General features: G+C 72.5%; 20 protein-coding genes and 1 riboswitch. Of the genes, 6 read left to right on the top strand and 14 right to left on the bottom strand.

Features of this window, described 5'->3' with window-relative positions:
• Window positions 1-33: 33 nt before the first annotated feature.
• A complete protein-coding gene (locus tag ESZ52_RS02670) occupies window positions 34-513 on the top strand; it encodes an OsmC family protein (protein ID WP_131103575.1) in 480 nt (159 codons plus the stop codon).
• On the opposite strand, the gene ESZ52_RS02665 is transcribed toward ESZ52_RS02670, so the two are convergent.
• Window positions 510-3,218: an AAA family ATPase gene (locus ESZ52_RS02665; protein WP_131103574.1), complete on the bottom strand. Its 2,709-nt coding sequence runs from the start codon at window positions 3,216-3,218 to the stop codon at window positions 510-512. The two genes, ESZ52_RS02670 and ESZ52_RS02665, sit on opposite strands and share 4 nt — an antisense overlap.
• Window positions 3,215-4,465, bottom strand: coding sequence for a metallophosphoesterase family protein (locus tag ESZ52_RS02660; RefSeq protein ID WP_238154329.1), 1,251 nt, complete (start codon window positions 4,463-4,465; stop codon window positions 3,215-3,217). Before ESZ52_RS02660 ends, ESZ52_RS02665 begins: the two co-directional genes overlap by 4 nt.
• 232 nt (window positions 4,466-4,697) lie before the next feature.
• Here ESZ52_RS02660 and ESZ52_RS02655 point away from each other — a divergent pair, with 232 nt between their 5' ends.
• Entirely contained in the window at window positions 4,698-6,173 is a 1,476-nt protein-coding gene (locus ESZ52_RS02655) for a hemolysin family protein (RefSeq protein ID WP_131103573.1), read from the top strand.
• Entirely contained in the window at window positions 6,170-7,246 is a 1,077-nt protein-coding gene (locus ESZ52_RS02650; protein WP_131103572.1) for a hemolysin family protein, read from the top strand. Before ESZ52_RS02655 ends, ESZ52_RS02650 begins: the two co-directional genes overlap by 4 nt.
• Window positions 7,247-7,342: 96 nt before the next feature.
• Here ESZ52_RS02650 and ESZ52_RS02645 read toward each other — a convergent pair whose 3' ends face one another.
• The 7 genes from ESZ52_RS02645 to ESZ52_RS02615 form a co-directional block, all read right to left on the bottom strand.
• The gene (locus tag ESZ52_RS02645; RefSeq protein WP_238154328.1) at window positions 7,343-8,242 is read right to left on the bottom strand and encodes a C40 family peptidase; all 900 of its coding nucleotides are present in this window, start codon (window positions 8,240-8,242) and stop codon (window positions 7,343-7,345) included.
• Window positions 8,240-8,394, bottom strand: a riboswitch (cyclic di-AMP (ydaO/yuaA leader). It overlaps the preceding gene by 3 nt.
• Before the next feature lie 251 nt (window positions 8,395-8,645).
• Entirely contained in the window at window positions 8,646-9,323 is a 678-nt protein-coding gene (locus tag ESZ52_RS02640) for a metal-dependent transcriptional regulator (protein ID WP_131103571.1), read from the bottom strand.
• Between the two features lie 26 nt (window positions 9,324-9,349).
• Entirely contained in the window at window positions 9,350-10,042 is a 693-nt protein-coding gene (gene pdxH / locus ESZ52_RS02635) for a pyridoxamine 5'-phosphate oxidase (RefSeq protein ID WP_131103570.1), read from the bottom strand.
• A 2-nt stretch (window positions 10,043-10,044) separates the two neighbouring features.
• On the bottom strand, window positions 10,045-10,440 hold the full coding sequence (locus tag ESZ52_RS02630) for a hypothetical protein (protein WP_131103569.1): 396 nt from the start codon (window positions 10,438-10,440) through the stop codon (window positions 10,045-10,047).
• Window positions 10,441-10,524: 84 nt separating this feature from the next.
• A complete protein-coding gene (locus ESZ52_RS02625; RefSeq protein WP_131103568.1) occupies window positions 10,525-12,375 on the bottom strand; it encodes a gamma-glutamyltransferase family protein in 1,851 nt (616 codons plus the stop codon).
• A gap of 87 nt (window positions 12,376-12,462) precedes the next feature.
• Window positions 12,463-13,737 carry an MFS transporter gene (locus ESZ52_RS02620; RefSeq protein WP_131106383.1) on the bottom strand — a complete coding sequence of 425 codons (1,275 nt, stop codon included), beginning with the start codon at window positions 13,735-13,737 and terminating at the stop codon, window positions 12,463-12,465.
• 5 nt (window positions 13,738-13,742) lie between these two features.
• Window positions 13,743-14,165: a MarR family winged helix-turn-helix transcriptional regulator gene (locus tag ESZ52_RS02615; protein ID WP_131103567.1), complete on the bottom strand. Its 423-nt coding sequence runs from the start codon at window positions 14,163-14,165 to the stop codon at window positions 13,743-13,745.
• Window positions 14,166-14,275: 110 nt separating this feature from the next.
• On the opposite strand from ESZ52_RS02615, the gene ESZ52_RS02610 reads away from it, so the two are divergent.
• Entirely contained in the window at window positions 14,276-14,515 is a 240-nt protein-coding gene (locus ESZ52_RS02610) for a DUF2530 domain-containing protein (RefSeq protein ID WP_131103566.1), read from the top strand.
• A 23-nt stretch (window positions 14,516-14,538) separates the two neighbouring features.
• On the opposite strand, the gene ESZ52_RS02605 is transcribed toward ESZ52_RS02610, so the two are convergent.
• Together ESZ52_RS02605 and ESZ52_RS02600 are read right to left on the bottom strand one after the other, a co-directional pair.
• Window positions 14,539-15,282, bottom strand: coding sequence for a DUF3027 domain-containing protein (locus tag ESZ52_RS02605; RefSeq protein WP_131103565.1), 744 nt, complete (start codon window positions 15,280-15,282; stop codon window positions 14,539-14,541).
• A 4-nt stretch (window positions 15,283-15,286) separates the two neighbouring features.
• Window positions 15,287-15,688: a cold-shock protein gene (locus ESZ52_RS02600; protein WP_131103564.1), complete on the bottom strand. Its 402-nt coding sequence runs from the start codon at window positions 15,686-15,688 to the stop codon at window positions 15,287-15,289.
• Between the two features lie 159 nt (window positions 15,689-15,847).
• Here ESZ52_RS02600 and ESZ52_RS02595 point away from each other — a divergent pair, with 159 nt between their 5' ends.
• Window positions 15,848-16,612, top strand: a complete 765-nt coding sequence (locus tag ESZ52_RS02595; protein WP_131103563.1) for a hypothetical protein — start codon at window positions 15,848-15,850, stop codon at window positions 16,610-16,612.
• On the opposite strand, the gene ESZ52_RS02590 is transcribed toward ESZ52_RS02595, so the two are convergent.
• On the bottom strand, window positions 16,549-18,492 hold the full coding sequence (locus ESZ52_RS02590; protein ID WP_131103562.1) for an ABC transporter ATP-binding protein: 1,944 nt from the start codon (window positions 18,490-18,492) through the stop codon (window positions 16,549-16,551). The genes ESZ52_RS02595 and ESZ52_RS02590 overlap by 64 nt on opposite strands.
• A 109-nt stretch (window positions 18,493-18,601) precedes the next feature.
• Here ESZ52_RS02590 and ESZ52_RS02585 point away from each other — a divergent pair, with 109 nt between their 5' ends.
• A complete protein-coding gene (locus tag ESZ52_RS02585; RefSeq protein WP_131103561.1) occupies window positions 18,602-19,072 on the top strand; it encodes a MarR family winged helix-turn-helix transcriptional regulator in 471 nt (156 codons plus the stop codon).
• Window positions 19,073-19,103: 31 nt separating this feature from the next.
• On the opposite strand, the gene ESZ52_RS02580 is transcribed toward ESZ52_RS02585, so the two are convergent.
• Both ESZ52_RS02580 and ESZ52_RS02575 read right to left on the bottom strand, forming a co-directional pair.
• A complete protein-coding gene (locus ESZ52_RS02580) occupies window positions 19,104-19,679 on the bottom strand; it encodes a hypothetical protein (RefSeq protein ID WP_131103560.1) in 576 nt (191 codons plus the stop codon).
• Window positions 19,680-19,763: 84 nt separating this feature from the next.
• Complete coding sequence (locus ESZ52_RS02575; RefSeq protein WP_131103559.1) at window positions 19,764-21,017, bottom strand: ammonium transporter; 1,254 nt, start codon at window positions 21,015-21,017, stop codon at window positions 19,764-19,766.
• Between the last annotated feature and the right edge of the window lie 149 nt (window positions 21,018-21,166).

Here is a 21,166-nt window from a genome sequence, read left to right as displayed (position 1 = left end):
CATCACCTCCTCCGTCTCTGCCACAGTGACGCCATGGCCACCCACACCTACGCGCTCGACCTGACCTGGACCGGCAACCGCGGCACCGGGACCTCCGGCTACCGCGACTACTCCCGGGACGTGCTCGCCCGGAGCACCGGGCGCCCCGACCTGGAGCTGTCCGCCGACAAGCCGTTCCGCGGCGACCCGGGCCGGTGGAACCCCGAGGTCCTGCTCCTGGCCGCCCTCGCGGAGTGCCACCTGCTCTCCTTCCTGCACGTGGCGGTCAGCCACGGGGTGACGGTGACCGCATACCGCGACGAGCCCGTGGGCTGGATGGAACAGGAAGGGATCGGTGGACGGTTCAGCCGGGTGCTGCTCCGCCCGCACGTCACCGTCGCCATCGCCGCCGACGTCGACCGGCTGCCTCAGCTGCACGCGGAGGCACACCGCGCCTGCTTCATCGCCTCATCGGTGAACTTCCCCGTGGAGCACGAGCCGGTGACCGCGGTCGCGGACGGCCGGACCGGCTAGGCCGTGAGTCGGACCGTGTGCACGTCGGGGATGGCGGCGTAGCGCTGGGGGGTGCAGGTGAGCAGGATGACCTGGACGTCGCTGGTCCCTTCGGTGGCAGCCCCCAGCACTACCCCCATCTGGTGCAGGCGCTGCGGATCGGAGTACCCGAGGGCGTCGTCGATGACGACGGGCACGCCCTGCGTCGGGTCCACGAGCCGCGCGACGGCCAGCCGCGCGAGGATGCCCAGCTGCTCCTTGGCCCCGCCGGACAGCTCGGCAAACGGCACGGTCACCCCGCCCAGGGTGCGGGCGGACAGGGACAGGTCCTCGTCGACGGTGACCGCGAAGCCGGGTCCGTAGACCTGGCGACCCAGCTCCTCCAGCGCGTGGGTGTAGGGCCGGACGTAGGCACGGTGGGCGTTGTCCCGGTGCCGGCTGAGCGTGGTGTGCAGGTGGCGGGCCGCGCGGGCCCGTCGGTCGACCGCCCGTAGGTCGCGCTCGGCGTCGTCGAGGTGAGCGACGGCGAGGTCGTACAGCTCCTGGCGCCCCTCCCCCGCCGCCATCTCCACCTGGCCCTTGACCTGGTTGAGCTCCGCGTGGACCTCCTCCCGGGCCCGGGAAGCCAGGACGTGCTGGTGCCGGGCGGAGCGCAGCTCGGCGCGGGTGCCTTCGACATCCGCGGCGGCCATCGCCTCGGCTGCCTCGCGGACGGCTCGCGTGCGCTCGCTGACCTCGACTGCGCAGCTGTCCACCTGCTGGACGAGCGCCTCGTCGGGAGTGTCCTGCCGGTCGCCCGCCAGCTGGGCCTCGAGCGTCCGCACCCTGGCCTCCTCGGCCGAGATGTGGCCCTGGGCCCGGTCCAGCCGGGTGGTCAGGGCGGCCACGTCAGCACGGCGCCGGTCCAGGGCGGCACAGGCGCGCTGATGCCGGTCCCGGGCCTCACGCAGCGCCGCCTCGGCCGCTCGGACGAGCTGGCGAGCACCGGCCTCGTCGACGGGCAGCTCGCGACCCGGGGTGCGGGAGGTGAGCCCGTCAGCCACCCGTGCACGAGCCTGCTCGACCTCCTCCTCGAGGCGGCGAGGCAGCACACCGGCGTTGGCCTCAGCGGTGAGCGAAGGGCCCCAGGGCCGCAGCAGCGCCTCTACATCGCGGGTGGCCTCCCGGAGCCGGGCCTGCGTCGCCTCGGTGACCTCGACGAGAGCATCCACCTCGTCCACGTCCGCGCAGCCGAGGTCCGCCAGCGTGCGGCGCAGCTCGACGCGCAGCCGGTCGATCTCGGCCACCCGGTCCTTGGCCTCCGCGTGCAGGCGCACCCGGACGCGAGCGTGCCCGGGGATCTCCAGGGCGGTGTCGTGAGCGACCTGAAGACGCAAGCGCTCCCCAGGCAGCACCGGGTCGATCGCGGTCTGGTCGCCCGCATCGATCTCCACGGCGGAGCCCCAGGCCTCGACGTCCAGGGTCGGGATGGCGCTGTCGTGCTGCAGCGTCATGGCGTCCAGACGGTCCTGGAGGGCGCGAACCCTGCGGGCCAGCTCGCGCCCGACCGATGGTCGACCGGAACCCTCTCGGGCGGCGACCTCGGCCCGGGCGGCGCGGACCTTCTCGACGAGCTCGGCGGCCAGGCCCAGCACGTCCTGGCAGGACGCCAGCTCACGGACCGCCGCGAGGTGATCGGCGTCGGCGCGGGCCGCAGCGACCTCGTCGGTGGCCTCCTCCACCTGTGTGCCGGCGGCCTGGGCCGCTGCCTCGGCCGCCACGAGCGCCTCCGCCTGACCCTCGGCCGCCTCCAGGTCTGCTCGATGGTCTTCCTTGGCCTGGGCCAGGGATCGCGAGGACTCATCCCGCTCGGCGACGAGCTCCTCCCGCCGCGTCAGCGCACGGCGGGTGAGCCGGTGCCGATCCTGCGCGTGCGCCAGCCGCTCGAGCGCGACCTTGTGCGCCGCCGCGACCACCTCCGCCTCACCGGCCGCACGCTCGGCCGTCGCGAGCCGCTCCGCCGCTCGGCAGACCTCCGAGTCGGCCCCGGCCGTCCGCTCCCGTGCCCGACCCAGCCGCTCCAGCAGCGCCGCGCCCTCCTCCAGCCTGCGGTGCGCCTCGGCCAGATCGTCCTGCGCCTCGGTGTACCGGGTCAGCGCCTCCCGGTAGACGCCGGTCGGCCGGCCGGTCGGGGTGAAGTACAGGGCTGCCTCCGCGGCCACCTTGTCCAGCAGGGCGTCTGCTCCGTCGGCGTGCTGCTGGGCTCCGGCGGCAGCGTCCAGCGCTGCGGTGAGCACCGTGCTGGACACCAGCGGGGCCACGCTCCCGTCCCCCGCCTGGGTCAGCCGCAGGGCGTCCCAGAGCGTGCGGTCCAGGTGTTGCTCGACCATCGCGTCCAGCCGCTGCTGGGCGGCGTCGCCGGTGAGGTGCTCGGGCCTGGTCCCGAGGATGTCGAGGGTCGTGGAGGGCGACCTGAGCCACCGCTTGGCGTAGCGCACCCGCTGACCTCCGATGGTCAGCTCAGCTTCCACCACGGGTGCCACGTCGCGGTCGACCGGCGCCAGCGCCCGGACGGCGGCCGCCTTGGAGGTCGCTTTCAGGGTGAGCAAGGCGTCGAAGCCGTCCAGCAGGGTGGTCTTGCCGATCTCGTTGGGTCCTTCGATGACCAGCACACCCCGCTCCGGGAAGTCGACGGTGCGCTCGCGCACGCCCTTGACGTCACGCAGGGTGAGTCGGTGCAGCCTCACCGTGAACCTCCCCGCGTCAGCCGGTAGAGCAGGGACAGGGCGTCGCGGGCGCTGCCCTCGTCATCGGGCAGGCCCGGCCGGAAGGCCCCGGCCTCCGGGGACGGTCCGTCTCCCGCCGCAGCTACCCCGCGGATCTCCTCCAGGGCGCTGGCGAGGAACCCGCCCAGCCCCAGCTCGCCGAGGTCGTCGTCGCCGACGAGCACGACGTCGTTGTGCTGCTCGGGCCGGTGCAGGGCCGCCAGCAGGTCGGCGTGCCGCTCGAGGATCTCCTCCAGCCGGGCGTGCTGGGCCAGACCCAGGGTCCCGTGCAGACCGAGCCGGAGGACGGTCCGCTCCTTGTCCGGCAGTGCGCCGAGCTCGCGGTCGAGGGCCTCGAGGTCGTCGTCGGAGTCCACCCGCCGGGCGAGCGCCCGGTAGGTCCATCGGGCGACCCGCTGCGGGCGCACCTCCACCCGTCCGCGGCTCCCCGCCGGGCCGGGCTCGACGTCCACGACCAGGACCTCACCCGGGCGCTGCTCACGCCAGTCGGTCGGCTCGGGGGCACCGGAGTACCAGATGGCCGGGTCCCCCACCTGGGTGCAGGAGTGTCGGTCGCCGAGGGCGACGTAGTGCACGCGACCGTCGTCCAGGGCGCTCGCCAGCGGTCCCACCGCGACCGGTGCCGTGTTGTGCTGGTCCCGGTCCAGCAGGTCGACCCCGCCGTGTCCCACGACGATCCGCACCGTGCCCTCGGGCGCCGGTCCGTCGGGCAGCAGGTCGAGAACTCCGGCCACCGGGTCCGACACGGGGTGCTTGCCGGTCCAGGGGGCCGCGACCAGCTCAACCCCCTCAGCGACCTGCACCACGCCGGCCGTGTCGAGCACGTGCACGTGCCCCGGGAGCTCCTCGCGGAGGAGGGGTGAGGACCAGACCGACATGGGCCCGAGGTGGTCGTGGTTGCCGGGAAGCAGGTAGACGGGCACGGACACCTCCCGCAAGGCCTCCAACGCTCGTCGGACGGTCTGCGGCGTCAGCTGGTTGTGCTCGAAGACGTCCCCTGCCACCACCACCAGGTCGCACCCCTGCTCCAGCGCCAGCGTCCCGATCCGGCGCACCACCTCCGTCCGCGCCGCGGTGAGCCGCTGCTGGGCCTCCGGCGGCAGGTAGCTCCGGGTCATCCCGATCTGCCAGTCCGCCGTGTGCAGCAGCCGCACCATGGCACTCACCTCCACCTCGCCGACCGTCCGGCAGTCCACCGACCTGCCCATCAGGTCGTGGCTCCACCGTAGGAGAGCGCACCGACAGACCCGCGCAGCACGCCCACCGTGTCGCCCACGGCGACCTGCCGCCCGGCATACCCCGACCGTCACCTCCGCGGAGCGCATGGACCGCGGTTTACCATGGTGGGATGACTGCGAGTTCTGAATCTCCCTCTGACAGTCCCTCGCCGGGCAGTGCCCGGCTGCACGGGGGGACGTCGCACGGTGGTCGGGGCCGCCGGTGCTGATCGCGACCGGCGTCACGGTCATCGTCGTCCTCACCCTGATGACCGGCTACTTCGTGGCCCAGGAGTTCGCCTACGTCAGCGTCGACCGGGGCAAGCTGCAGCAGCTGGCCGCCCAGGGTGACGCTGCCGCCGAGCGCGCGCTGAAGGTCACCTCCCGGCTCTCCTTCACCCTCTCCGGGGCACAGTTCGGCATCACCGTCACCGCCCTCCTCGTCGGCTTCCTCGGGGAGGAGCTGGTCGTCAACGGGCTGTCCGAGCAGTATGCCGACTCCGGCCCGCTGGCCCGCGCAGCGATGATCAGCCTGTTCTCCGCCGGCACCCTGGCGTTCTCGACCGTGCTGCAGATGGTCATCGGTGAGCTGGCGCCCAAGAACTGGGCGATCTCCATGCCGGTCCCGCTGGCCCGGGCCCTGTCCCGCACCACCCTGCTCTACCTGACCATCTTCGGCCCGATCATCACCCTGTTCGACAAGGCCTCCAACGCCCTGCTGCGCTCCGTCGGCATCGAGCCCGTGCAGGAGCTCCCCCAGGGCGCCACCCCCGAGGACCTGACCCGCATCATCGCCGAGTCGCACAGCGGCGGGACCCTGGACGAGGAGCTGTCGCTGCTGCTCGGCCGCGGGCTGGCCTTCCGCGAGCGGGTCGCGGAGGAAGTGATGACGCCGCGGACCTCGGTGCAGACCATCCAGGCCGACGAGACCGCGGCCACGGTCCTGGCGGCCATGGAGTCCGGTCACTCGCGCTTCCCGGTCGTGGGCCGGGACATCGACGACATCGTCGGGGTGGTCGGCCTGCACGACCTGCTCGAGGTCGACCCGGCGGACCGCGCGGACGCCCCCGTCCGGGACATCGCGGACGAGGCGCTCATCCTGCCCGAGTCGCTCCCCCTCCCCAAGGTGCTGGAGGCGCTGCGGGAGAGCCACACCCAGATGGCGGTCGTGGTCGACGAGTACGGCGGCTTCGCGGGCGTCGTCACCTTCGAGGACGTCGCCGAGGAGGTCGTCGGGGAGATCTGGGACGAGGACGAGGACGACGAGGCCACCAGCGCCGCCCGCAGCGACGGCACCTGGGAGCTCTCTGCCCGCCTGCGCATCGACGAGGCCGCCGAGGTGACGGGGGTCGAGCTGCCGGAGCACGAGAACTACGACACCCTCTCCGGGCTGGTGCTGGAGCACCTCGGCCGCGTCGTGGAGGAGGGAGACAGCGTGGTGGTCCGCTGGACCAGCCGTGACGGTGAGGGCGACGAGTACGCGCACCAGACCCGGATCGACGTCGTGAGCACCCATCGGCACGTCCCGGACGTCGTCACCCTGCACCCGATGGTCACCCGCACCCTGGAGGAGTGGGCGACCCTGTCGGAGGAGGACCGGGATGCGCTCTCCCCGCCTGACGCCGGCCTGGTGATCCCCGCGCCCCAGCCCGCACCACTGTCCGAGCCGTCCGAGCTCTCCGAGGAGGGTGTCCGATGAGCACCGGTATGGCGATCCTGGTCAGCCTGGTCCTCCTCGCCCTCAACGGCTTCTTCGTGGCCGCCGAGTTCGCTATCGTCGCCGCCAAGCGGCACCGCCTCGAGGAGCGGGCCGCCGAGGGCAGCCGCTCCGCACGTGTCGCGGTCGACGCCTCCCGCCAGCTCTCGCTCATGCTCGCCGGGGCGCAGCTGGGGATCACCCTGTGCACCCTGGGGCTCGGCGCCATCGCCAAGCCTGCCGTGGCGTACATGCTCGACCCGCTCTTCCAGCAGCTCGGTATGCCGGAGCAGGCCGCCTACCCCGTGGCCGTGGCGGTGTCCGTGACGGTCGTGGTCTTCCTGCACATGGTGGTCGGCGAGATGGCGCCCAAGTCGTGGGCGATCTCCCACCCGGAGTCCTCGGCCATGCTCCTGGCCGTCCCCTTCCGCGCCTTCACCGTCCTGGTCAAGCCGTTGCTGTGGGTGATGAACACCCTGGCCAACGTGCTGCTGCGCATCGGTGGCGTCGACCCGGTCGATACCCTCGGCAACGCCCACACCCCTGCGGACCTGCAGCTGCTGCTGGCTCAGTCCTACGAGCACGGCGTGCTGGAGGATGCCGACCACCAGATCCTCAGTGGCACCCTCCGCCTGGCGGAGGAGACCGTCGCCTCCGTGATGTTCCCGACGAGCGAGGCGGTGACCGTCTCACGCTCGAGCACCGCGGCCGACGTGGAGCGGATCAGCCTGGAGAGCGGCCGCTCACGGCTCTTCGTCGTGGAGCCGGTGGGACGGTCCGGCCATCAGCGGATCCGCGGCATCGTGCACGTGCGCGAGGCCATCCTGGCCACCGCTCAAGGCAGAGGTGACGCCTCCCTGGGCGACCTGCTCCAGCCGGTCGGCTCGCTGCCCGAGTCGATGACCCTCATCGACGCCGTGTCCAGCCTGCGTCAGCAGCGCAGCCAGCTGGCCCTGGTCCGGGACGAGCAGGGCCGGGTCGTCGGGATGGTCTCGATGGAGGACATCCTCGAGCAGATCCTCGGCGAGTTCAACGACGAGAGCGACGAGGCCACGGCCGTGGCCGCGCTCTCCTGACGGGCGCGCAGCGCCGGCTGAACCCCCCAGGAACGACGAAGGCCCCCACCGCAAGCGGTGGGGGCCTTCGCGTGTCTTTGCGCGCGGGGTGGCGGGTCAGAGCACCCGGCCGTAGCCAGACACGCCGGAGAACACGGCGCGGTACTGCGTCGGGATGCCGGGGCGACCCGAGTCGTACATCATGCCGCCGCCGGCGTAGATGCCGACGTGGTAGGCCGGGTAGCCGAAGAACACCAGGTCGCCGGGCTGCGGGCTGCTGACCGGGGTGGCCGACGCCTGCTGGGCGGCCGCGGTGCGCGGCAGCGAGATGCCCACCTGGGCGAACACGAAGGAGGTGTAGCCAGAGCAGTCGAAACCGGTCGACGGGCTAGCGCCGCCCAGGAGGTAGGGGTAACCGGTGTAGGCCGCGGCCACACCGAGGACGCCACCGCCGCCCGGAGCCGGGGCCGGCTCGGGAGCCGGGGCCGGCTCGGGAGCCGGAGCGGGCTGGGGGGCCGGAGCCGGGGTGGACGGTGCCGGGGTGGACGGTGCCGGGGCCGTGCGGGCGTTGTCGCGGCTCGCGGAGGTCTCGGTCCGGGACTCGACCGCAGCAGCGGCCTGGGACTCGGCCGCGGAGGGCGCCTCCGCCTCCGGGGCAGCCTCAGGTGCGGGCTCCGCCACCCGGGTCACGGCGGTGAAGCCGCTGGTGCCGAAGTCGGCACCCTCGACGTCGTCCGGGGCGGCAACGGCGCGGGCCGGGCTGTCGAAGGTCACGGCCCGGTCGGTGAGCAGGCCGGCGTCAATGAGCCGCTGCAGGCTCTCGGTCGGGGCCGTCGCCGGCTCCTGGACCAGGGAGACGGGCTCCTGGCCGACCTCGGGGGTCGCGCTGGCACTCACGGCGGTGCCGGCGAGCAGACCCGTCGACGTCGCGGCGATCGCGGCCGACCGGGTCAGGTTGTTGGTGGCCGTGCTGAGACGACCGGGCCGCCGGTGACGGCCGGTGATGCGCATGGTCATGTGTTCCTCCAGCGCCTACGGGGTGAGCTGTCGGGCTCGAGGTGGAGAACCTCTGGATCCGGTGGGCGCCGGATCACTTCGCCCCAAGGAGCCGGGACGGCTCCAGAGGTGGTTCCCCCGTTCCTGTCACGGGTATGTGGTGAGTTGTTCTGCCCGGGCACGCCGACAGGACTCGGCAGTTGCGTGCTCAGGTAGGTCTTCCAGGGGAGAAGGCCGAGATTGACCATACACACGTGGTCCGGCAAATGTCACGCAACGATAACGAAACTGTGCACAACGAGTGAGCGTCACACTGGTCACAGCCGACCTGACCTGCGACGATGCGCTTCGGCTTGACCAAACTCCCAGCCTGTGGGTGACCCATCTCACAGGGCGACACGCCCTGCTGCAAGCCGTCCGGAGGTCAGCTGCAGAAGACGTGCGCGGCCACGTCGGGGGGCAGGGAGACCGCCGCGCCACTGGCCGGCTCGATGATCGTCCGACCCTCCTCGCCCCATACCGTGACCGCAGCCCGCGGACGCACGCCGGACTCCAGGAGCAGCCCGAGCACCTCCGGGTCGACCTGCACGGGCTCACCGATCCGGGTCACCGTCGCCTGCAGCCGGCCCCCCTGCGCGGCGAGCTCGCTGCTGGGTCGTCCCTGGGCCGGCGGCGCCGCCGGGTGCCCGAGCTCGTCGAGACCGGGAACCGGGTTGCCGTAGGGCGAGGTGGTGCCGTCCTCGAGCAGGCCGAGGATCTTCTGCTCGACCTCATCGCTCATGACGTGCTCCCAGCGGCAGGCCTCCTCGTGCACGTAGGCCGGGTCGAGGCCGATCACGTCGACCAGCAGCCGCTCGGCCAGCCGGTGCTTGCGCATGACCCGCACGGCCGCCAGCCGCCCCTCCTCGGTGAGCTCCAGACGGCGGTCCCGGGTCAGCTCCAGCAGCCCGTCGCGCTCCATCCGGGCCACCGTCTGGGAGACGGTCGGGCCCGACTGCCCCAGCCGCTCGGCGATCCGGGCCCGCATCGGCACCACGCCGTCCTCCTCCAGCTCCAGGACGGTCTTGAGGTACATCTCGGTGGTGTCGATCAGCTCGCTCACACCGCTCATCCTACGGGCGGGGCCGGTCAGGGCCACCGGCGTGAGCGGCGCCAGGCGGCCGGCTCGTCCAGTCCTCCCGGGGCGACCCGGTCCCAGACGATCCGGTCGTGCAGCCGGCTGCGCCGCCCGGCCCAGAGCTCGACCTGGTCGGCGACGACCCGCCAGCCACCCCACCGCGACGGCAGCGGGACGTCGTCGGGGGACCCGGTGTCGGGCCATCGCCGGGCGCACTCCTCGTAGGCGGCTTCCAGCACCGACCGGTCGGTGAGGCGCTCGCTCTGCCGCGAGGCGTGCGCGCCGATCCGCGACCCCCACGGCCGGGTCCGGAAGTAGGCCTCGACCTCCTCGCTGTCCAGCTCCTCGACGGCACCTCGCATACGGATCGCTCGGTACATCGAGGGCCAGGTCAGCGACACTGCGGCGAGCGGCCGGGCGGCCAGCTGGCGACCCTTGGCCGAGTCCAGCCCGCCGAAGAAGCAGGGCCCACGCTCGTCGAGGTTGCGCAGGAGCACCGTGCGCACGTCAGGCGCGCCGTCGGCGTCCACGGTGGCCACCGAGAGGGCGGTCGGCTCCGGCACGTCCCCCTGCGCGACCGACCGCGCGACCGCCGCCTCGATCCAGGCACGCACGATGGGCAGGGGCGCAGCCGGACAGCGGTCCTCGGACAGGCCCTCCCCGTCGTAGTCCACCCGGGCCGCCCCGAGCCGGTCGGCCACCACGCTCAGCCCTTCTTGCGACGGGGCACGTGGATCGTGCGCCGCAGCTCCTCGGGTCGTATCCGGCGCGCGGGGTCGGCGTTGAGCAGCAGGGTGTCGTAGGGGATGTTGGTGTGCGGGTGCACGCCCACGGGCTCGCCGCGGGAGAACACCACCCAGTAGGGCCGGCCGGAGTGGAAGACCTGTTGCACCGCGCCCTGGATCACGCTGTCCGCGTGCGCCAGCGCGAGCTTGCGGGGGTTGGTGCGCACCCGGGCCTGGCGGTCCTGGATCAGCCGTTGCGCGGGGTCCCGCTGCCGCATGATCTGCTCGACCACGGCCGGACCGTACCTCTGCGCGAGGGCGTAGACGACGGGACCGTACTTGATCGCCAGGGTGGCGAGGTTGACCTTGCGGGGCACCGATCCTCCTGCGGGATGTCTGCGGCGGACGTCGACGTGGGCACGTGCGCGTCTCCGCTGCACCACGGTAGGCGATGGACGGGGCTAGCGTCCGACCGCATACCCCTGCATCCCCCGCGGGTTGGCGGCCGCGCTGAGCACACCGGTCCTGGGGTCCCTGGCCACCGCGCTGAGCCGGCCCAGGCTCCACGGGCCGGCGTCGAGCACCTCGTGCCCTCGGGCGCGCAGCTCCTCCAGGACGTCCTGGCCCAGCCGCGACTCGGCCACCATCACCCCGGGCTCGCTGGCGCGCGGGTGGAAGCTGCTCGGGAAGCTGGTGGTGTGGAAGGCGGCCGCGTCGATCGCCTCCTGCAGGCTCAGGCCGCCCACGAGGTGGTGCAGCAGGAAGACGCTCTGCCACTGGTCCTGCTGGTCGCCGCCCGGGGTGCCGCAGGCCAGGACGGGTATGCCGTCGCGCAGCACGAGCGTCGGGCTCAAGGTGGTGCGGGGTCGGCGCCCGGGGACCAGCGAGCTGGCCAGGCCCTGCTCCAGCCACATCATCTGCAGCCGGCTGCCCAGGGCCAGCCCGAGCTCTGGCACGAACGGGCTGGACTGCAGCCAGCCCCCGCTGGGGGTGGCCGACACGAGCATCCCCCACCGGTCGACGACGTCGACATGGCAGGTGTCGCCCCGGGTGGCGCCGTCCCGCCGCACCGTCGGCTCGCCGGAGGTGGCGTCGGCTGCGCCGGCCCCCTCGGTCACCAGGGCCTGCGCGGCGATCCGTGGCTCCCGGCCACCCGGCGACCCGGGGCGGAGCTCGCGCGAGGCCTGCTCGCCGATGAGCCCGGCCCGCTGGCGCAGGTAGTCCCGGTCGGTGAGTGCCGCGACACCGACCGGGTCCGCGAGGCTGTCGCCCTGCCAGGCCTCCCGGTCGGCCATCGCCAGCTTCCAGGCCTCGACCAGGGTGTGCACGCCCTCGACGGTCGAGGGGTCGGCCACGGGCGGCACCGGTGCCCCCACGCCGGCCTGCTCGTCCTCGCCGACCACGGTGAGGTCGCCGGCGAGCTCCTCGACCATGCCCAGCACCTGCAGCAGGGCTGGGCCCTGCCCCCAGACGTCGGTCTTGGCGATCGTGTACCCGGCGAAGTCGAGCGTGGCGGCCCGCTCCCAGGTCGGCTCGAAACCGGCGACGTCCTCCGCGGTGAGCACCCCGGGCAGCACGGGCCCGTCGCCGTGCCGGAAGGCTCGCCGGGAGAAGGCCTCGAGCGCCTCGGCGACGAAGCCGTGCGACCAGGCCCGGCGGATGGCGTCGATCCCCTGCTCCCGGTTGCCGCCGTCCCGCACGGCGTCGTCCTCGGCGGCGAGCAGCCGCTCCAGGGTGTCGGCCCAGGCGGTGTTGCGCACGAGCGTGCCGGGCTGGGGCGCGGACCCGTCGACCAGCCACTGGTCGGCCGAGGTGGTCCAGTCCTCGACGAAGAGGTCGCGGACCCGGTCGATGGTGGCGCTGGCCTGCGCCAGCAGCGGGTGACCGTGCCGGGCGTAGTGCAGCGCCGACTCCAGCACGGTGCGGGCGCTCAGCGTCCCCCGGTCCCGCAGCAGCACGAGCCAGGCCTGCACGGCGCCGGGCACCGCGGTGGCGAGCGGTCCGCTGCCGGGCACCCGGTCCAGCCCCACCGAGGCGAAGTGCTCGGGGGTCGCTCCGGCCGGGGCGGGGCCCTGACCGCACAGCACACGGGGCTCCGGGTCGTCGGCGGAGGCGACGATGATCGGCGCGTCGCCGCCCGGGCCGTTGAGGTGCGGTTCGACGACCTGCAGGACGAAGCCCGCGGCGACCGCACCGTCGGCGGCGTTGCCGCCCAGCTCGAGCATCCGCATACCCGCCTGCGAGGCCAGCCAGTGAGTGCTGGAGATCATGCCGACGGTGCCGGTCAGCGTGGGTCGTGTGGTGAACGTCATGGCTCAGCCGAGGGTGGCCAGCACCGGCACCAGGATCAGGGCAGCCAGGGCCAGCAGGACGACGACGCGGCGGGTGTGGGCGCTCAACTAGTTCACCTTCTCGGGGACGGGCTCGATGACGTCGCGCTGGAGGACGAGCGGGCGTCGCCAGCTGCGGCGGATCCGCAGCCGGATGTGGTCGTGGCGCATCAGGTAGATGATCACCATAATCGCCGTCGCCCCGCACATCACGGTCGCGATGAGCACGGTCCAGCGGGCCCCGAACTGGTCACCGACCCACCCCAGGAAGGGCGCGCCCAGCGGCGTGCCGCCCATGAAGACCGCCATGTAGAGGGCCATCACCCGGCCGCGGACGTGCTGGTCGGTCGACAGCTGCACCATGGCGTTGGCGCTGACCATCACGGTCAGGGCGAACAGCCCGGTGGGGATCAGCAGGATCGTGTATGCGGTGAAGGTGGGCGCGAAGGCCAGGGCCAGCGTGGTCAGCGAGAACAGGCTGAGCGAGCCCAGCAGCAGACGCCACCGGGGCCGGTCGCGGCGGGCGGCCATGAGCGCCCCGGCCAGGGACCCGATCGCCATCACGGACCCGGTGACGCCGAAGTCCTGCACGCCCTTGCCGAAGACCTCGGTGGACATCAGCGCGTTGAAGAGCTGGAAGTTCATCCCGAAGGTCCCGTGCATGAACGCGATGACCAGGATCAGCATGATGTCCGGTCTGCCCCGGACGTAGGCGAGGCCTTCGCGGACGCCGCCCCGTGTGGTGGCCCGTGGCGGGGTGTCCAGCTGGGTCGGGTCCATCGCCAGCAGGGCGACGATGACCGCGACGAAGGTCAGGGAGTTGATCAGCAGGGTCGGGCCGGTACCGACCGCGGCGATGAGCAGGCCGGCCACGCCGGGGCCGATCAGTCGGCCCGAGTGGAAGGACGCGGAGTTCAGGCCGACCGCGTTGGTCAGCTTGTCCCTCGGCACCATCTCGGAGACGAAGGACTGGCGGGCAGGTGCGTCGATGGCCGAGGCGGTGCCAGAGAGGAAGGCCAGCACGTACATGTGCCACAGCTCCATGTGCCCGGTGAGCACCGTGATGCCCATGACCAGGGCGAAGAAGGCCATGAACGACTGGCTGACCAGCATCACCTTCCGCTTGGGGAAGTTGTCGCTGATCGCCCCCGCGATCGGGGTGACGAGCAGGATCGGCAGGAACTGCAGGCCGGTCACGATGCCGAGCGCCTGCGCCGAGTTGTTGGTGAGCTCGGTGAGCACCACCCAGTCCTGGGCGATGCGGCCCATCCAGGTGCCGGTGTTGGAGATGATCGCGCCGGTGGCGTAGATGCGGTAGTTGCGCACGGACAGCGCGGAGAACATGGCGCTCACCGGCGCACCAGCTCCTCGAGCAGGTCGGTGGCGCGACGCAGCAGGTCGCGGTCGGCCTCGGCGAGGCCCTCCAGCCGGGCGGTCATCCAGGCGTCCCGGTGGGCCCGCTCGCGCTCCACGGTGGCCCGCCCCTCGGCGGTGAGCGAGAGCCGCACGAGGCGCCCGTCGTCGGGGTCGGCGGAGCGCTCGACATACCCCTGCTCGACCAGCTGGCCGACCGCCTTGCTCATGCTCGGCGGGCTGACCTGCTCGATGTCCGCGAGCTCCCCCAGCGTGCGCGGTTCCGGCTGCAGCCGGACCAGCACGCTGAAGTGGTGCGGCGCGATGGTGTTGTCGGCGTCGAAGCGCACCCGACGTGCGACGCGCATGCAGGCGATGCGCAGGTCGTGCGCCAGCTCGGCCGTCTCCCGGTGCGGCATGCCCCTCCCCTTTCGCTCCTGGTCCGCCGACCTGCGGACACAATCCCTGAGGTTAACTCATTACCTGGGCTAACGATCTCCGAGGCGGCTTCCCTCGGTAAGGTGGACCCGTGAGCACGCACACGCCGGGCACGGAGGTCCGCCCGCCCGAGGTCACGCTGCGCACCGTCACCCTCGTCGGCTGGGGGATCCTCGCCTGGGTCGTGGCGCTGGCGGTGCTGCTGCTCGTGCCGTCCCTGCGCAGCGGAGACCGTTCGTGGTGGGTCTGGGTGCCCGTCGCCGGGATCGCGCTGGGCGCCGTCGGCTACGGCTACCTGCGCCGCGGGAAGGGCAACGCCTCAGAGGCGTGAGCGGGGCGTGAGCCGGCGAGGGCTCAGCGCTCGACGTAGATGACGTCGTTGTCGTCGTCCAGCACCGGCGGCTCCACCCGCTCGGCCGGGGCCCTCTCGACGTCGACCTCGCTGTGCGCGCCGCACCCGAAGGAAAGGGCGACCACGCTGCCGTCGGCCGGTGACCACTCATTGGCGCAGACGCCGAAGACCGAGCGCAGGGCGCCGGACATCGGCACGAAGAAACCGCAGGTGGAGCAGGGCTTGGGCGCCTTGCGCGCCAGCTCGCTCTCGGGGCCGCGCTCGGCGATCCAGCGGGTGGCCGCGGCGTCCCGACCCTCTGCGGAGAGCACGCGCTCGCGGCCGAGGCCCAGCTCCCAGAGCGCCACCTGGTCGACGTCCTCCTCGCCGGTGGCCTCGAAGCCCGCCTCCAGGCGCGGGTCGTCCTCGACGTAGGGCGTCTGGTCACCCGGGCCGACGTCACCGGGGGCAAGTCGCTCGGCGTAGGGCACCCACTCGGGTGAGAGCAGTGCTCCCTCCCCCGGCAGCAGGTGCACCTCGTTGACGGTCGCCTTGCGGGCACGCGGAGGCCGGGCGAGGGTCACGGACCACCGCCAGCCCGGGTATGCCGTGGCGGTGCAGGCGAAGGAGTGGGTCACCACCCGGTCGTCCTCCACGACAGCGCCGAGGTGGTCGCCGACCGTCCCCGGCTCGGCAATCTCCTCCGCGGCCGCACGCGCAACCTCGACGGCGGCGGTCAGCACGGCATCGGTCCTGGCTGTGGCCATCTGCTTACTTCCCCGCCTCGAACTGGTCGGCGACGGCCCGCAGCGCCTTGCCCATGGCCGAGCCGAGCTGCCGGTCGGGGTAGTGGCCCCGCCGGAGGCTGGTGGAGGCCTGGTCAAGGAGGGCGATGAGGTCCTCGACGACGACCACCATGTCCTCGGCGGGCTTGCGGTCGCGCAGCGTCAGGCCGCGGGACACGGAGGGGGCCGGCTCCAGCAGCCGTACGTGCAGGGCCTGGTCACCGCGCTTGCCCGCCACGATGTCGAACTCGACCCGGGTGCCGCGCTTGAGTGCGGTCTCGCCCGAGGGCAGCGCCGAGCGCGGGACGAAGACGTCGTCGCCCTCGTCGCTGGACAAGAAGCCGAAGCCCTTCTCCTCGTCGTAGAACCTGACCTTGCCGGTGGGCACGGTGCACCTCGTGATCGTCGCGGTGGTGGGAAAACGGTGGGACCACCCAGGATATAGCGCTCGCGTCAGCCGGGCTAATGCGTTGCCGAGCAGCATCGTCAGGCCGTAGACGACGACGGCCCCGTCGTGCTTTCCTACTCTCACGAGAGGGAGGTCGGCATGCGCGTGCTCGAGGCCCTGGCGCGCGTCGGCGCAGTAGTGCTGACGGGCCTGGCGCGGGTCGGCACGGTGGTACTGCTGGCAGCCAGCGCCGGGTACGGCTTCGTCGCGGGGGCACGCCGATGGGTGCCCTGCACCGACTACTTCGACAGTGCCGAGTGCGTCGTGGCGCAGGCGCACGAGACCGAGAGGCTGCCCGAGCTGGCCCACCCGGAAGGCGTCAGCCTGCTGCTGCTCGGCGGGGCCCTGCTGTGCCTGGCGCTGCTGGGCAGTCTGCCCCGGGGCTGGCGGGTGGTCGCCCTGACGGTCGGGCCGACCTACGCGCTGATCGGCGCAGACACTCTCAGCTGGGTGGGCCGGACCGTGGCCCCCGGGCCCGCCGAGCCCCACGTGCTGGACGCCCTGTTCGCGCTGGTGGTCTTCGCCGCGCCAGTCGTCATGGTGGGCGTGGCCGTGGTCCTGTTCGCCCGGTCCGCCGTCGGACCGGGCCCCCGCTGGCTGCACCCTGACCGGCCGCTCGCGCTCGCCTGGTTTGCCATGGCGGTGGGATGGCCGATCACCGAGTTCTTCGTGCTCTCGTTGTTCCACGCCTCCTACGACGCCCCGCCCGGCACCGGCCTGCTGCGCTCGACCATGGTGGTGGTCGCCGCCGTGCTGGTGGTCTGGCACGTGGTCAGCCGCACGGCATACCGGGCCGTCCCTCAGGCGGCGAGCACGACCTCGCCGGGGCTCTCCCGGTCGCCCGCGGCGACGAGCGAGGCGTAGCGACCACCCAGGGCGAGCAGCTCCTCGTGGCTACCCTGCTCGACGATGCGCCCCTGCTCGAGCACGACGATCCGGTCGGCATACCGGACCGTGGAGAGCCGGTGCGCGATGGTGACCACGGTGCGGTCCCGCCCCACGCGCTCCAGGGCGGCCTGGACCGCGGCCTCCGTGCGGGTGTCCAGCGCACTGGTGGCCTCGTCGAGGACCAGGACTCGGGGGTTGCGCATCAGGGTGCGGGCCAGCGCCAGGCGCTGTTGCTCGCCGCCGGAGAAGCGGTGGCCGCGGGCGCCGACGACGGTGTCGTAGCCGTGCGGCAGGGCGGCGATGAGGTCATGGATCTGCGCGTCCCGCGCGGCCTGCTCGATCTCGGCGTCGGTGGCGTCGGCGCGGGCGAAGCGCAGGTTCTCCCGGATGGTGGCGTGCAGCAGGTAGGTCTCCTGGGACACCACGCCCACGATCGCCGCCCGCTCGGCGGACGGCAGATCGCGCAGGTCGGTTCCGTCGAGGGTGACGCGTCCGTGGGTCGGGTCGTCGAGCCGGGCCAGCAGCGCGGCCAGCGTGCTCTTTCCCGACCCGGTGTGACCCACCACGGCGACCGTCGAGCCGGCGGGGATGGTCAGGTCGATGTCGCGCAGGACGGTGGCTGACGTGTCGGCTCGCTCGCCGGCGGCACCGCCGTAGGCGTAGGTCACGCCCTCCAGCCGCAGCTCGCCCCGCACGGTCGCCGGATCCAGGTGACGTGCGTGGGCCAGCTCCGGCTCCGCGACCGCGACCGGGAGGTCGAGGTACTCGAAGATCCGGCTGAACAGCGCCATCGAGGAGGTCACCTGCACCCCGATCGACATCAGCCCCATCACCGGTCGGAAGATCCCGGCCTGCAGAGCCACGAAGGCGACGAGGGTGCCGATCGAGATGCCGGCACCGGTGACCGGCAGGCCGGCGACGAGGTAGAGCGCAGCGGGGACCACCGCGAACACGATGCCCATCGTGGCCTGTCGCCAGCGGCCGGCGATCTGTGCGGCCACCTCCAGGTCGAGCAGACCGGCGCTGGTGGTGTGGAAGCGCTGCTGCAGCGCCTCACCCGCTCCAAGGGTCTTGCTCAGGCGGACACCGCTGACCGACAGCGACTCCTCGACCTGGCCGTGCAGACCCGCGAGGGCGCGCTGCCGCTTCTCCGTGGCGTCGCGCCGCAGCCGCGCCACCGAACGGGTGACGAGCACGGCCGGCGGGATGACGACCAGCGAGAGCAGAGCCAGCGTCGGGCTGAGCGCCACCATGGCGATGAGGGTGCCGATGACGGTCGCCACATTGCCGGCGAGCGAGGTCGCCGTGGAGGTCACCACACCCTGCAGGCCGGACACGTCGTGGGTGAGGCGGGACTGCACCTCGCCGGAGCGGGTGCGGGTGAAGAAGGACAACGGCTGGCGCTGCAGGTGCGTGAAGAGCTCGGTGCGCAGCCGGTGCATGATCCGCTGCCCGGTGGTGGTGCTGATCCAGGTCTGCAGCACACCGAGCACGGCAGAGAGCACCGCGACGGCGACCATGGTGCCCACCAGCACCAGCAGCAGTCGCACGTCCTGCTCAGGGATCGCGACGTCGACGATCTCCTTGACGAGGAACGGGCTGGCCAGACCGAGGGCGGAGCTGGCCACGATGAGGACGAGCACCGTGGCGATGGACCAGCGGTGGGGGGCGAAGAGAGCCAGGATGCGGCGCCCGCTCACCGGGTGAGCGGCGAGCTGCGCCTGGTCGCGAGGGTCCGGCCGGGCGCCGGCGTCGCCGCCACGTCCCCCGCCGCCACGAGGGGCGCCACGGTCGGGCCCGCGACCGCCGTCGCGGCCCTCGCCGGGTCCAGAGGTGTATGTCGAGAAGTCAGTCATGCACTTCTCCTTCCGTTCATGCCGGCCTCCCACGGCCGGTCCACGCTGTGACAGCAGAGATAACTACTGAGGTTACCTCTTTATTTCCGAACCTCGTTATGCTGACCTGATGGCCCGCTATGAGCAGCAGCCCTCCCGGCCCGACGCGGAGCTGTCCGAGGTCGACCTGCTGCTACGCCTGGCCCGGCGTTGGCGTCGGCTCGGTGCCGAGGCGATGAGCGAGGAAGGGCTCTCTCCGCACCAGGAGCGAGGGCTTCTCGCGCTGGCCCGGTTTGGCCGACGGTCCGAAGGGGACCATGCGGCGGGGGTCCGCGTCTCGCACCTCGCGGACCACCTCGGGATAGCTCCCCGTTCGGCCACCGAGGTCGCTGACGCCCTGGAGGCTGCCGGGCTCGTTGAGCGCTCCCCCGACCCCACCGACCGACGTGCGGTGCTGCTCACCCTCACCGAGAGCGGCCGACACGCAGTCGCGGAGGTCCGCGACCGGCGACGGTCGGCCGCCGAGGAGGCGATGTCCGCCCTAACCCCTGACGACCGGGCGGACCTGCGTCGGATCCTGATGCAGCTCTTGGCTGACTGACTCGCAGATCCGCCAACCGCCCCGGGGCGCCTCAGAAGGGTGGTGGGCCGTCGTCGCTGCGCTGGCTCCAGGGTGTCTGCCGGTCCTGCTCGGGGCGGTTGGGGCGGTCGGTGAGTCCCCACCGGTGGCCGCCGGGGTAGCGGGGCCTGTCCCGGTCACCGACGCCGTCCCCGGAGCTGGTGTCGCCTCCGGGTGAGTCTCCTGCACGGGTATCGCCGGGCACGGCGCTGGGTGGGGTGGTGCGGGCGAGTGCCGCTGCGGCGTCGGCCCGGTCCTGGGCGGCGGGTGAGGGTCCGGGGGTACGGCGTCCGGTGAGGGGGTCGCGGTGGGACAGGCCGATGGTGATGTCGCCCCCGAACCGGGTCAGGTGCGCCTCGTCGTAGGTGTCGTCATCTCCCTCGTTCAACCGCTCCCCGGCGCCCCGGTAGCACAGGGCCTGGAAGACCTCGCGGTTGATCTGGTCGGCCACGTCGTACTCCGGCACGGTGGCGACGCGGTCGAGGGCGTCGACCATGAGGGTGACCAGCTCCCGGTAGTCATGCACCCGGGTGCGGTAGACCCGGGACAGCGTGGTGGTCCAGGTGACGGAGCAGCCGCCCCGCGCCACAGGGACACGCGGGGCGGCCGCTCGAGGGATGCGCGCCAGACGCTCGAGGATTCAGGCAGCCACCCTCAAGGACGCGGCAGCCACTCAGGCGGAGACAGTCGGCTCCCGCTCCGGGTCGAAGTGGTAGGCCGACTCGCTGTGCTCCGAGCGATCCACGCCGAGGGCCTCGTCCTCCGGGCTGACCCGGAACCCGATCGTCCGGGCGATGGCCAGGCCGATCAGCGCGGTCAGCACCCCGGTGAAGATGAGTGTGAACACGGTCGCCGCCAGCTGTGCGACGAGCTGACCGACGCCGCCGCCGTAGAGGAGCCCGCCACCCTCACCCTCGACCGGCAGGGCGAGGAAGCCGAGGGCAACCGTGCCGATGACACCCGCGACCAGGTGCACGCCCACCACGTCGAGCGCGTCGTCATACCCGAACCGGTACTTCCATCCCACGGCCAGGCAGGACCCGATGCCGGCGAGGAGCCCGATGGCCAGCGCCCCGAGCGGGGAGACGTTGGCACACGCCGGGGTGATCGCGACGAGGCCGGCGACGACGCCGGAGGCAGCGCCGACCGAGGTGGGGCGGCCGTCGCGCAGCCGCTCGACCAGCAGCCAGGCCAGCATCGCCGCGGCCGGGGCGGCCAGCGTGTTGACCCAGATCAGGCCCGCCTCCTCGGCCGAGCCGGCCGCGCCGCCGTTGAAGCCGAACCAGCCGAACCAGAGCATCGCCGTGCCCATCATCACCAGCGGGACGTTGTGCGGACGGTGGTAGCCCTTGGCCTTCCCGAAGTCGGCCCGGCTGCCGATGATGTAGACCAGCACGAGCGCGGCCAGCCCGGCGTTGATGTGCACCACCGTGCCGCCAGCGAAGTCGATGGCCTCGCCGAACACCCGGCCGACGGCCCCCTCCGCCGAGAGCAGACCGCCGCCCCAGACCATGAAGGCCAGCGGGCAGTAGACGAGCGTGGCCCAGATCGCCACGAACAGCGTCCAGGGCCCGAACCGTGTCCGGTCAGCGACCGCCCCCGAGATCAGCGCGACGGTGATGATCGCGAAGGTGGCGCCGTAGCCGATCCCGATGAGGTCTGCGCTGCCGACATGGCCGCTGAGGCCGAGGTCGCTGGCCGGGTTGCCCACCAGCCCGCCGAGCAGCGCCGGGCCGGAGGTCATGCCGTAGCCCCACAGCACCCAGACGACGCCCACGACACCGACGGCCACGAAGCTCATCATGATCATGTTGAGGGCGGCCTTGGCCCTGGCGAGACCGCCGTAGAAGAACGCCAGACCGGGTGTCATCAGCAGCACCAGCGCCGCCGAAACCATGACCCAGACGTCACCTGCAGTGAGTTCCATCCGACTACCTCCTGGGATGCGCAATGTTGCGTCCCTGCAGTCAAGGGGGCCGGTGTTACGGCAGACGACGCGTCAGTGTTTCGGCTGCGTTGCGTCCGTTTCGGCGAGGTAAAACTTCTGCGCCGGAGGAGTGCGCGGCTCCGCGCCCG

It is taken from the genome of Ornithinimicrobium sufpigmenti (assembly GCF_004322775.1).
Taxonomy (GTDB): Bacteria; Actinomycetota; Actinomycetes; order Actinomycetales; family Dermatophilaceae; genus Ornithinicoccus; species Ornithinicoccus sufpigmenti.
Note: the sequence above shows the minus strand (reverse complement) of the source record. Positions and strands in the feature narration are given on the sequence as shown.